The organism is Streptomyces sp. NPDC050509 (genome assembly GCF_044457965.1).
Taxonomy (GTDB): Bacteria; Actinomycetota; Actinomycetes; order Streptomycetales; family Streptomycetaceae; genus Streptomyces.
Genome location: NZ_JBITHL010000012.1, coordinates 232,326 through 244,734, shown reverse-complemented (window position 1 = coordinate 244,734; position 12,409 = coordinate 232,326). Strand labels below are relative to the sequence as shown.

The window sequence follows — 12,409 nt, the reverse complement described above, 5'->3', positions numbered from 1 at the left end:
GGCGCGGATCGGCCTGCTCCGGGACGACGCCCGCCGGCGCCCGGCGGGCGCCCAGCGGCACCCGGCCTGACGACCCCCGACGGTCCGGGCGCGTCCCCTGCCCCCCCCCCCCCCCCCCCCCCCCCCCCCCCCGGCGGGGGGGGGGCCCCCCCCCCCGCCCCCCCCCCCCCCCCCCCCCCCCCTCATTCCTGTCTCAGGCGCTCAGGCCAGATGCGCCTGGGGCTCACCCGCGGCGTCCAGCTCCAGAACCCACAGCTCGTTGGCGCCCTCGCGCAGCACCGGACCCGGGACGTACAGCGACTCCTGCGGACCCGCGGACCAGTAGCGGCCCAGGCAGAAACCGTTCACCCAGACGAAGCCGCGGGTCCAGGACGGCAGCGTCAGCCGGGCGTCACCGGCGCCCGTGACCGTGAACGCGGCCCGGTACAGCCCGCGTTCGCCCCCTCCGTCCCGCAGCCCTTCCGGTACCGCCCCGTACGGGATGCGGGCCACCGCCTCCGTGTCGTCGAACGCGTCGAGCCGCAGCCCCCGCGCCCGTACCCCGTGCAGATACTGCCGCTCGTGCAGCACCCCGCCCGTGATGCCCTTCGACTCGCCCAGGCTCGGCCCGTAGTTGATCCGCGCCAGCGACTCCACCCAGATGTCCACGGACGCGGGCCCGGCCACCGGCTCCGTCAGCGTCGGCTCCCCGTCGCTCAGCGCGCCCGCCTGGGCCCGTACGCCGTCCACGTACACCACCGCCAGATCGCGCAGCCCGGCCAGCGTGAGCCGCTGCGGGGTGCGCGGCCCCGGGATGTCCACCCGGTAGCGGACCAGCCCCCGGTCCACGCCCAGCTCCTCGAACGTCGGGGGCAGTACCGACTGCGACTCGGGGCCGCCGAGCGTCTCCAGGACCGCGTCCAGCGGCGCCCACCCGGTGAACTCCGCCGTCACGGGCGCGGCCAGCACGGGCGGCGCCTGCGGGATCTCCGGCAGCGGACCCTCCTGGTACTCCGCGAACACCTCGCGGAACAGCCGGAACTTCTCCGTCGGGCGGCCCGCCTCGTCGATCGGCGCGTCGTAGTCGTACGAGGTCACATCCGGCTCCAGCGCCCCGCCGTTCAGCTCACCGGCCCGGTTCGCCCCGGCCCACCCGGCGAAGTTCGTCCCGCCGTGCGCCATGTACACATTGACGGAGGCGCCCGCCTCCAGGATCTCCCGCAGCGCGCCCGCCGCGTCCGCGGCATCCCGTACGACCGGCTTACCGCCCCAGTGCTCGAACCAGCCGCACCAGAACTCCATGCACATCAGCGGGCCTTCGGGACGGTACCGGCGCAGCGTCTCGAAGGCCGCGCCCGCGCCCGAACCGAAGTTGACGGTCGCGAGGAGCCCCGGGACCAGGCCGCCCGTCAGCATGTGCTCCTCGGGGCCGTCCGAGGTGACCAGCGGAACCGTGATCCCGCAGGTGCGCGTCAGCTCCGTCAGCCGCTCCAGATAGACCTGGTCGGTGCCGTAACTCCCGTACTCGTTCTCCACCTGCACCATGATCACCGGACCGCCCCGGCCGATCTCCCTGGCCGCCACCCGCGGCAGCAGCTCCCCGTACCAGCGCCCCACCGCGCCCAGGAACTCCGCGTCCCTGGTCCGCACCCGCGCGCCCAGCGGCCCCGTCAGCCAGTGCGGCAGTCCGCCGTTCTCCCACTCCGCGCAGATGTACGGGCCCGGCCGGACGATCGCCCACAGCCCGGCCGCGTGCGCCGCGTCCAGGAACCGGCCGAGCGCCTCGACCTCGTGGAACCGGCCGGGCTCCGGCTCGTGCAGGTTCCACGGGACGTACGTCTCCACACAGTTGAGGCCCATCGCGCGCAGCATCCCGAGCCGGTGCGCCCAGTGCTCCTCATGGATCCGGAAGTAGTGCAGCGCGCCGGACAGCAGCCGTACCGGACGGCCGTCCACCTCGAAGTGCTCTTTCCCCACAGTGAATTCGGTCATCGGCTCAGCCACCGTCCGTTCTGGTTGTCCGCCGTCGTGTCGGCCGCCCCGCCGGCTGTCGTGTCGGCCGTCCTGCCCGCCGTCGTGCCCGCCGTCCCGTGCGCCGTCGCGTCCGCCGGACCAACCCTCTCCCGGTGGCGTCCGCACGGTCCATGGACAAAGATCAGCACTGGTTGGACGGAACGGCGGGGAGAAGACCGGGGAGGGGACGACGTAGCGGATGACCTACCACACCTGGATGCGGTTCTTCAGCCCCGGGCCGGTCCACCACGGCCTCGGGCTCGTCTGCCTCGGCGTCGGCCTCCAGCAGGGCGCCATCCCCGTCGTCGGACCCCGCACCCTCGACCACCACGTCGCCGTCGTCATCAGTACGGGCAGCGGCTGGTTCCGCTCCGCCGACGGACGCCGCACCACCGTCACCGCGCCCGCGCTGCTCTGGCTCACGCCCGGCGTCGCCCACCACTACGGCCCCGACCGGCAGGGCGGCTGGGACGAGAGCTTCGTCGACTTCGCCGGACCCGCCACCGCCACCTACACAGAACTCGGCTACATCGAACCGGACCGGCCCGTCGTCCCCCTCTCCGACGCGACCGGCGCCCGCGCCGCCGTCGCCCGGATCGCCCGCGCCGCCCGCCACGGCAACCCCCTGCTCGAAGTCGAGACCGGCGCCGCCGTCCACGAACTGCTCGTCGCCCTGCGCCGCGCCCGCGCCGACACCGACGCCGAGGGCGACCCCGTACTCCAGGCGCTCGCCCGCGACGCCTGCCTGCCGCTCACGGTCGCCGACCACGCGGCCCGCCACGGGATGACCCCGGCCGCCCTGCGCACCGCCGTACGCCGGGCCTCCGGGCGCAGCCCGAAGGACTACCTGCTGGGGATCCGCCTCGGCCACGCCAAGGAACTCCTCGTGGCCACCGAACTCCCCGTCGCGGCCGTCGCCCGCCGGGTCGGCTACGACGACCCCGCCTACTTCTCCCGGCTGTTCACGCGCCGGGTCGGGACCGCGCCCGTACGGTTCCGGGAGCAGCAGAGCCGTACGGTGCCGGGCGGGGGAGAGGAAGCGCCCGGCATACGGGAGGAGGAGGCGCCCGGCGTACGGGAGGAGGAGGCGCCCGGCGTACGGGAAGCAGGGGATCCCGCATTCTGACCACCCCGGGAGCCCGGGGCCCCGCTCCGTCTAAGCTGCATGACCATGACCACGAGCGCCCCCGGCACCCCTCCTGGCAGCGACGGCGACGGCCACAGCGGTAGCGCCATCGACGCGTCGGTGCAATCCGAGCTGACCCGGCTCCGCGAGAGCATCGACAACATCGACGCCGCCGTCGTACACATGCTCGCCGAACGCTTCAAAGCCACCCAGCAGGTCGGCTTCCTCAAGGCCGAACACCACCTCCCCCCGGCCGACCCGGCCCGCGAGGCCCGCCAGATCACCCGGCTGCGCGAGCTCGCGAAGAGCGCCCGCCTCGACCCGGCCTTCGCGGAGAAGCTGCTCAACTTCATCATCGCCGAGGTGATCCGCCACCACGAGACGATCGCCGGCGAGACCCGCGGCCACGACGCCTGAGTACGACGCCTGAGTACGACGCCTGGGCACCACGCCTGGGCACCATACCTGAGCACCACGCCTGAGACGGATCCCGCCGCGGCCCCCGGAGGGGGGATCCGGCGGGATGGATCCGTGCGCTCACAGCGCAAAGAACCTTGCTGCGCGGCCCCAGGACCATCGGGCAGCATGGCCCCATGCCCGTACTGACGCGCGACGAAGCGCAGACCCGAGCCCGGCTCCTCGACGTCCAGCGGTACACGATCGCCCTCGATCTGACCACCGGCGAGGACACCTTCGACTCCAGCACCGTCATACAGTTCACGGTCCGGGCGGCCGGAGACACCTTCGTCGAGCTGAAGCCCGCCACCCTGCGCACCGTCACCCTCGACGGCGCGTCCCTGGACCCCGCCGCCCTCGACGGGAACCGGCTCGCGCTCACCGGGCTCACTCCGGGCGCGCACGAGCTGCGCGTCGACGCCGCCATGCGGTACTCCCGTACCGGCGAGGGCATGCACCGCTTCACCGACCCCACCGACGGCGAGACGTACGTCTACACCCAGCTCTTCATGGAGGACGTCCAGCGCGTCTTCGCCGCCTTCGACCAGCCCGACCTCAAGGCCGTCTTCGAGCTGACCGTCACCGCGCCCGACCGGTGGACCGTCCTCGGCAACGGAATCGCCGAGCGGACCGGCCCGGAGCACGGGGGTACGGAGCAGGAGGGCTCCCGACAGGGCGGCGCGGGCCGCTGGAGTCTCGCCCCCACACCCCGCATCTCCACCTACCTCGTCGCCGTCGCCGCGGGCCCCTGGCACAGCATCCGCACCGAACACGCCGGCCTGCCCTTCGGCATCCACTGCCGCCGCTCCCTCGCCCCCCACCTCGACACCGACGCCGACGAGATCTTCGAGGTCACCCGCGCCTGCTACGACCGCTACCACGAGAAGTTCGAGGAGCCGTACCCCTTCGACTCCTACGACCAGGCCTTCGTCCCCGAGTTCAACGCGGGCGCCATGGAGAACCCCGGCCTCGTCACCTTCCGCGACGAATTCGTCTACCGCTCCGCCGTCACCGACAACGAGCGCCAGACCCGCGCCATGGTCATCGCCCACGAAATGGCCCACATGTGGTTCGGCGACCTCGTCACCCTCACCTGGTGGGACGACATCTGGCTCAACGAGTCCTTCGCCGAGTACATGGGCTACCAGACCCTCACCGAGGCCACCCGCTTCACCGACACCTGGGTCGACTTCGGCATCTGGCGCAAGGGCTGGGGGTACGACGCCGACCAGCGCCCTTCCACCCACCCCGTCGCCCCCGACCCCGCCGCCGTCCCCGACACCGCCTCGGCGCTCCTCAACTTCGACGGCATCTCCTACGCCAAGGGCGCCTCCGCGCTCCGCCAACTCGTCGCCTGGCTCGGCGAGAAGGACTTCCTCGCCGGTATCAACAACCACTTCGCCCGCCACAAGTTCGGCAACGCCACCCTCGCCGACTTCATCGACTCCCTCGCCCACGCCACCGACCGTGACGTCCACGCCTGGGCCGAGCAGTGGCTCCGTACCACCGGCGTCGACACCCTCACCCCCCGGATCACCGACCACGCCACCCGCTGGACCCTCGACGTCGACCGCGACGGCAGCCGCCCCCACCGCCTCACCGTCGGTACGTACGACACCGCCCCCGACGACGGCGCCCACCCCGCCCGCCTCGTCGCACGCGACCGGCTCGAACTCGACCTCCCCCTCACCGAGCCCCTCACCCTCCCCGGCCGCAGGCCCGCCCTCGTCCTCCTCAACGACGGCGACTACACCTACGCCAAGGTCCGCCTCGACGCGCCCTCCTGGGACACCGCGCTGCGCACCCTCTCCGGCATCCCCGAACCCCTCACCCGTACCGTCCTGTGGAACGCCGCCCGCGACATGGTCCGCGACGGGGAACTCGCCCCCACCGCCTACCTCGACGCCGCCCGCACCCACCTGCCCCACGAGACCGACGTCGCCCTCGCCGAAGGCGTCCTCGCCTTCGCCGCCACCCAGATCACCGACCGCTACCTCACCGCCGAACAGCGGCCCGCCGCACTCGCCACCCTCACCGCACTCTGCCGCGACCTCATCCGCCGCACCGAGGACGGCAACCACCCCGGCCTGCGCCTCACCGCCGTACGCCACTTCATCGACGCCACCACCCAGCCCGACCCCCTCCAGGACTGGCTCGACTCCGGCAGCGTCCCCGGCGGCCCCGAACTCGACCCCGAACTGCGCTGGCGCGTCCTCACCCGCCTCGCCGTCCTCGGCGCCGTCGACACCGCCACCATCGACGCCGAACTCGACCGCGACCCCAGCGCCACCGGCCAGGAGGGCGCCGCCCACTGCCGCGCCGCCCTCCCCGACCCGGAGGCCAAGGCCCGCGCCTGGGGCCGGCTCTTCGAGACCGACGAGCTGTCCAACTACCTCTTCACCGCCACCGCCAAGGGCTTCTGGCAACCCGAACAGGCCGACCTCGTACGGGAGTACGTCCCCCGCTTCTACCCCGAGGCCATCGCCCTCGCCGACCGCCGCGGCCCCGCCATCGCCGACGCCGCCGGCCGCTACGCCTTCCCCGCGTACGCCGTCGACGAGGAAGCGCTGCGGCTCGGCCGGAACTGCCTGGACGGTACGGAGATGATCCCGTCCCTGCGCCGTAAGCTGGTCGACCAGATCGACGACCTGGCCCGCGCGCTGCGGGTCCGTACGGGCTGAACCCCGCACGGAATCCGCCGGGGCCCGGCCTCGCGCCAGGCCGGCCCCCGGCAGGACCGGGCCGCTGTCCGAGGGACCCGGCCGCTGTCCGAGGGACCTGGCCGGGGGCCGTGAAACCCGGCCGGGGGCCACGGACCCCGGAGTGTTTTTCAGCCTCTTCGGCGACCGGCGCCGGATCCCCCGATACCCCTGACAGCGTCGCCTCGTTGTGCTTGCCAGACACCACCACTCGTGGAAGGCAGCACACGCCGATGACCGCCCACCCCACCGACCTCGCCCACCCCCACGACCTGGTGGGCATCGGCATCGGCCCGTTCAACCTCTCCCTCGCCGCCCTCGCCGACGGCATCCCGGGCCCCGACGGCGCCCGATCCCCCCTCACCACCGCCTTCTTCGACCAGAGCCCCGCCTTCCACTGGCACCCCGGGCTGCTCATCGACGGCGCCACCCTCCAGGTCCCGTTCCTCGCGGACCTGGTCACCCTCGCCGACCCCGCGAGCCCCTGGTCGTTCCTCAGCTACCTCAAGGCCCGCGACCGGCTCTTCCCCTTCTACTTCGCCGAGCGCTTCCACATCCAGCGCGCCGAGTACGACGCCTACTGCCGCTGGGTCAGCGAACAACTCCCCGGACTCCACTTCGGCCACCAGGTCGACGCCGTCCGCTGGAACGGCGAACGCGACCTGTTCGAGGTCGACTTCACCCAGCTCGACCCCGACGGCGAGGTCGAAGCCCTCGGCCGCGCCTACACCCGCCACATCGCCCTCGGGATCGGCACCGAACCGTACGTACCCGACCCGCTCAGGCCGCTCGTCGACGCCCCCACCGTCCCCGTCGTCCACTCGGCCGACTACCTCGACCAGCGCGACCGGCTCCTCGCCGCGGGACACATCACCGTCATCGGCTCAGGCCAGTCCGGCGCCGAGGTCTTCCTCGACCTGCTGCGCGCCCGCCCCGCCGGAGCCGAGCGGATCCACTGGCTGGCCCGTACCGAAGCCTTCGCGCCCATGGAGTACTCCAAGCTCGGCCTGGAACAGTTCACCCCCGACTACACCCGCTACTTCCACGCCCTGCCCGAACACGCCCGCGACGAGCTCCTCCCCAGCCAGTGGCAGCTCCACAAAGGCATCAGCCCCGAGACCATCGCCGCCATTCACGACGAGCTGTACCGCCGCACCCTCCACGGCGGCTGGCCCGACGCCGTCCTCACCCCCGGCGTCCAGATCCGTACCGCGGGCCGCGTCGGCACCACCAAGCTCGAACTCCACCTGGAACACCGCAGGCAGGCCACCCGCACCCGGCTCACCACCGACGCCGTCGTCCTCGCCACCGGCTACCGGGAACGCTCCCTCGACCGGCTCCTCGCCGGACTCGACCCGTACATGTGCAGGGACGGCTCGGGACGCCCCCGCATCGACGCACACCACCGGCTCGTCCTCGACCCGAGCGTCAGCGGCTCCGCCTACGTACAGAACGCCGACCGGCACACCCACGGCGTCGGCGCACCCGACCTCGGACTCGCCGCGTGGCGCGGCGCGACCATCCTCAACCACCTCATGGGCCACCTCACCGGGACAGAGCCCTACACCCTGCCCCGGCGCACCGCCTTCACCACCTTCGGACTCGACGGCCAGGACCGGACCCCCACGGTGCCCGCACCGAGGGACCTGGTCCCGCTCACCGAGGTCCGCTGAACACTCCGCTGAACACGACGGGACAGAACCCGGCCCCTCAGGTCCGGCGGACCTCAGGTCCGGCGGACGGCTCGGGAGACCGGCGTACGGACGGCTCAGAAGACCGGCGTACCGTCCCGCGTCAGCTTCCAGTCCACCGACGCGAACGCCGACGGATCGACCGTGCCAGCCGCCTTCACCCAACCGATGATCGTGTTACGGATCTCGTCCGAGTTCGACCAGAGCTGCCGCGCCCCGGCGATGTGCGGGAAGTTCCCGCCGCCGCTCGCCCGGTAGTTGTTCACCGCCAGCACGAACGTCGCCGCCGGATCCAGCGGCTGCCCGCCGAACCGCGGATCCACGATCCGCGAACCCGCGGGCTTCGCGATGTCGATCTCGTACGTCAGCCCCGACACCACGTCGTAGTTGTAGTCCGGCGTACCGTCCGCGTTCGTCAGCTTCGACGTGTCCACCGGCGCACCCGCCGCCGTCCGCACGTAGTACTTCGCCGAGTACTCCAGGTACGCCAGTATCTGCGCGCCGGTCACCAGCCGCGCCTCCAGCGTGTTCTCGAACGGGTACAGCCCCGCCGCGTCCTTGATCGTCACCTCGCCGGCCGGGATCCCCGCCGTACGCGAGAAGCACGACGCCTGGGAGAGCACCGGCAGCGCCGCCCACTCGCCGCCCGCCAGCGCCGCCTTCACCGTCTCCGCCTGAACATGGTTGATCAGGTCGATGATCGGCTCGTCCTTCCACGGCGCGTCGGCCGTGGACATCGCCGCCGTCGACGTACCGATCACCTGGTTGACGTACGCGACGACCTTGCGGTGCTCGTCCGACAGCAGCCGCGTGATCTTCTTGTCCTCCGCGACCGTGTTCGAGTTGAGGACCTTCGACGTGACCTTCTCGACCGTCCAGCGCCCCCGCTCCCACACCAGCTCGAAGTCGAAGAGCGTCAGCCGCTGACCCCACTTGAGCGGCTCGGACAGCACCACGTCCTTACCGCTCGCCTTGTTGACCACCCGGCGCTCCGGGATCTCCACATGCGCGTGCCCGACCAGGATCGCGTCGATGCCCGGCACCCGCTCGGCCACCAGACCCGCCGCGTTCTCCACGTACGGAAGCTGGTCACCGTACGACGACGAACCGTCCGACCCCGAGTGCGCCGACACGATCACCACATCCGCGCCCATCGAACGCAGCTTCGGCACCCACTTCGCCGCCTGCTCCTCCAGACCCGGGAAGGTCATCTTCCCCTGGACGTTCGCCTTGTCCCAGATCGCGATCCCGGGGTTGGTCAGCCCGAGAATCGCCACCCGCACCTCACGGCCGCCCGGCGTCCGCAGCTTCTTGATGACATACGGCGCGAACGCCGGCTTCAGCGTCTTCGCGTCCAGCGCGTTCGCCCCGAGCAGCGGAAAACGCACCTGCTCCTCGAACTTGCGCAGCACCGGAATGCCGTAGTTGAACTCGTGGTTCCCGAGCGCCGCCGCGTCGTAACCGATCGCGTTCATCGCCTGCGCCATCGGATGCACCGGACCGCGCTTCGCGGTGATCGGGTCGACCTTCGCGTAGTAGTACGAGAGCTGGGTGCCCTGGATGGTGTCACCCGCGTCGATCAGCAGCGTGTTGTGCCGGCCCTTCTCCTGACGGATCTGATCGACCAGCGTCGAGATCTTCGCCAGACCGACGTCGTTGTGGGCGGCGTCGTCGAACTCCTTGTCCGTGAAGTAGTCCCAGTTGAAGACGTTCCCGTGCAGGTCGGTCGTCCCCATCACCGTGAACGCGTACCGCTTCGGCGGACGTCCATGAGCGGAACCCTGACCCTGCCCGGCGGCCTGCGCCGGGGCCGTACCCCCGGCGGCCAGCGCCGCTCCGGCACCGGCGACGGCCGCACTGCCCAGGAGCGTCCTACGGTTCAGCGGCATTTCTTCTTCTCCCTCGATCCATCGCGCAACGATCCATTGCACAACGCGCGTAGATTCTGGCTCAGAACCACCGCACGGCAACACCCCCTGACGGTTTCGATCAGATGACTGCCAGAGGTCGTGTCCCCGGTCTCACGCGGAGAGTGTCGGACCCGGATGCGAGAGTGGGCACAGCAGCACGGACAGGCACTGCAGCACGGACGAGCACAGCAGCACGGACCGCCATCGCCGTACGTACGAGGGAGCCGCCCCCATGACCACCGACACCCCGACCCCCGCCCCCTCCTACGGCACCCCCGACACGCCCAGGGTCGCCGTCCGCGGCGAAGCACGGCTCGAAGTCGACCCCGAGATCGCCCGTATCTCCATCACCGTCGGCGCCCGCGGCACCGACCGGCGCACCGCCCTCGACGACCTCACCCGGCGCAACACCTGGGTCCTCGACCTCGTCAAGAGCTACGGCGACGCCGTCGAGAAACTGGAGACCGGCGCCTTCTCCATCAGCCCCGAGCTGAGCAAGCACGGCCGCGGCGAACGCGTCCGCGCCTACCACGGCCGCGTCCACCTCACCGTCGAACTCGCCGACTTCACCGCTCTGGGTGAACTCACCACCCGTATCGCCGACCTCGAACTCACCAGCGTCGCCGGCCCCTGGTGGTCCCTGCGCCCCGACTCCCCGGCCCGCGGTGAGGCCCGCCGCCAGGCCGTACGGGAAGCGGTCCAGCGCGCCCGGGAGTACGCGGAAGCGCTCGGCGCCCGCCTCGCCGCCCTGGTCGAGCTGGCCGACATCGGCGCGGAGAACAGCGGGGGATACGGGATGCCCGCCGCCCCCGGAGCCATGCGCAGCGTCGCGTACGGAGGCGCGAGCTCCGAGGAGGCCGCGCCCGCGCTCGACCTCGAACCGCAGCGGCAGACCGTCTACGCACAGGTGAACGCGCGCTTCACGATGACCCCGCCGGATCTCAGTTCCTGAATCCGCCGGAATCCGACCGCTCCGAAAGTGCTCATCGGAGCACCCCCGCGCACACTTAAACCCTGCCAACAACCTTTCACGCAAAGGTTGTTGAGCAGTCATGCAGACCCAATTCCCTACCGGTGGGTAAGCTCTACGCTCGACCTATGCGCCGAGCGAAGATCGTCTGCACCCTGGGGCCCGCCACCGACTCGTACGACCAGATCAAAGCACTGGTCGAAGCCGGAATGGACATCGCCCGCCTCAACCTCAGCCACGGCACCCACGCCGAACACGAGGAGCGCTACCAGCGCGTACGGAAAGCCGCCGACGAAACCGGCCGCAGCGTCGGAATCCTCGCCGACCTTCAAGGCCCGAAGATCCGCCTCGGCCGCTTCCACGAAGGCCCCGTACTCCTTGAACGCGGCGACGAGTTCACCATCACCGTCGAACCCCACGAAGGCGACCGCCACACCTGCTCCACCACCTACGAAGGACTCGCCGCCGACGTCACCACGGGCGAGCGCATCCTCGTGGACGACGGCAGGGTCACCCTCGAAGTCACCTCCGTCGACGGACCCCGGGTCCGCACCCTCGTGGTCGAAGGCGGCATGGTCTCCGACCACAAGGGCCTCAACCTCCCCGGCGTCGCCGTCTCCGTCCCCGCGCTCTCCGACAAGGACATCGACGACCTCCGCTGGGCGCTCCACCTCGGCGCCGACATCATCGCCCTCTCCTTCGTGCGCAGCGGCGCCGACATCGACGACGTCCACCGCATCATGGACGAAGAACACCGCAGGCTCCCCGTCATCGCCAAGGTCGAGAAACCCCAGGCCGTCGAGAACATCGATGACATCGTTGCCGCCTTCGACGGCATCATGGTCGCCCGAGGCGACCTCGGCGTCGAAATGCCCCTCGAACAGGTGCCGATCGTCCAGAAACGCGCCATCAAACTCGCCAGGCGCAACGCCAAACCGGTCATCGTCGCCACCCAGATGCTCGACTCGATGATCGACAACTCCCGCCCCACCCGCGCCGAGGCGTCCGACGTCGCCAACGCCGTGATCGACGGCACCGACGCCGTGATGCTCTCCGGCGAGACCAGCGTCGGCAAATACCCCGTCGAAACCGTCAGGACCATGGGCCGCATCGTGGAGGCCGCGGAGGAGGACATCCTCGCCAACGGCCTCCCACCCCTCACGGACCACAACAAACCCCGCACCCAGGCCGGCGCGGTCGCCCGCGCGGCGGCGGAGATGGGCGACTTCCTCGGCGCGAAGTTCCTCGTCGCCTTCACCCAGTCCGGCGACACCGTCAAACGCCTCTCCCGCTACCGCTCCCCGATCCCCCTCCTCGCCTTCACCCCCGACCCGGCCACCCGCTCCCAGCTCAACCTCACCTGGGGAGTGGAAACCTTCCTCGGCCCCCACGTGGACTCCACCGACGCCATGGTCGCCCAGGTCGACGAAGAACTCCTGCGCATCGGCCGCTGCCGCCCGGGCGACGTGGTCGTCATCACGGCGGGCTCCCCGCCGGGCGTGGCAGGCTCCACGAACCTCGTCCGGGTGCACCACATCGGCGAGGACGACACCCCGAAGTAACCG

Annotated in this window: 8 protein-coding genes; 6 read left to right on the top strand and 2 right to left on the bottom strand. The window is 71.3% G+C overall.

What is annotated here, in order from left to right; genetic code table 11:
- Positions 1-201: 201 nt before the first annotated feature.
- Entirely contained in the window at positions 202-1,971 is a 1,770-nt protein-coding gene (locus ACIBJC_RS31245) for a beta-galactosidase family protein (protein ID WP_399298225.1), read from the bottom strand.
- Between the two features lie 220 nt (positions 1,972-2,191).
- Between ACIBJC_RS31245 and ACIBJC_RS31240 the strand changes: the two genes are divergently transcribed.
- From ACIBJC_RS31240 to ACIBJC_RS31225, 4 genes are all read left to right on the top strand, one after another.
- Complete coding sequence (locus ACIBJC_RS31240; RefSeq protein ID WP_399298223.1) at positions 2,192-3,118, top strand: AraC family transcriptional regulator; 927 nt, start codon at positions 2,192-2,194, stop codon at positions 3,116-3,118.
- A gap of 45 nt (positions 3,119-3,163) precedes the next feature.
- Complete coding sequence (locus ACIBJC_RS31235; RefSeq protein ID WP_399298221.1) at positions 3,164-3,535, top strand: chorismate mutase; 372 nt, start codon at positions 3,164-3,166, stop codon at positions 3,533-3,535.
- Positions 3,536-3,711: 176 nt separating this feature from the next.
- Positions 3,712-6,255 carry an aminopeptidase N gene (gene pepN / locus ACIBJC_RS31230; RefSeq protein ID WP_399298219.1) on the top strand — a complete coding sequence of 848 codons (2,544 nt, stop codon included), beginning with the start codon at positions 3,712-3,714 and terminating at the stop codon, positions 6,253-6,255.
- 251 nt (positions 6,256-6,506) lie between these two features.
- The gene (locus ACIBJC_RS31225) at positions 6,507-7,946 is read left to right on the top strand and encodes a lysine N(6)-hydroxylase/L-ornithine N(5)-oxygenase family protein (protein WP_399298217.1); all 1,440 of its coding nucleotides are present in this window, start codon (positions 6,507-6,509) and stop codon (positions 7,944-7,946) included.
- A gap of 95 nt (positions 7,947-8,041) precedes the next feature.
- On the opposite strand, the gene ACIBJC_RS31220 is transcribed toward ACIBJC_RS31225, so the two are convergent.
- Positions 8,042-9,853: a bifunctional metallophosphatase/5'-nucleotidase gene (locus ACIBJC_RS31220; protein ID WP_399298216.1), complete on the bottom strand. Its 1,812-nt coding sequence runs from the start codon at positions 9,851-9,853 to the stop codon at positions 8,042-8,044.
- Positions 9,854-10,106: 253 nt separating this feature from the next.
- Between ACIBJC_RS31220 and ACIBJC_RS31215 the strand changes: the two genes are divergently transcribed.
- Both ACIBJC_RS31215 and pyk read left to right on the top strand, forming a co-directional pair.
- Entirely contained in the window at positions 10,107-10,826 is a 720-nt protein-coding gene (locus tag ACIBJC_RS31215) for an SIMPL domain-containing protein (RefSeq protein WP_399298214.1), read from the top strand.
- A gap of 146 nt (positions 10,827-10,972) precedes the next feature.
- Positions 10,973-12,406 carry a pyruvate kinase gene (gene pyk / locus ACIBJC_RS31210; RefSeq protein ID WP_399298212.1) on the top strand — a complete coding sequence of 478 codons (1,434 nt, stop codon included), beginning with the start codon at positions 10,973-10,975 and terminating at the stop codon, positions 12,404-12,406.
- Positions 12,407-12,409: the final 3 nt, after the last annotated feature.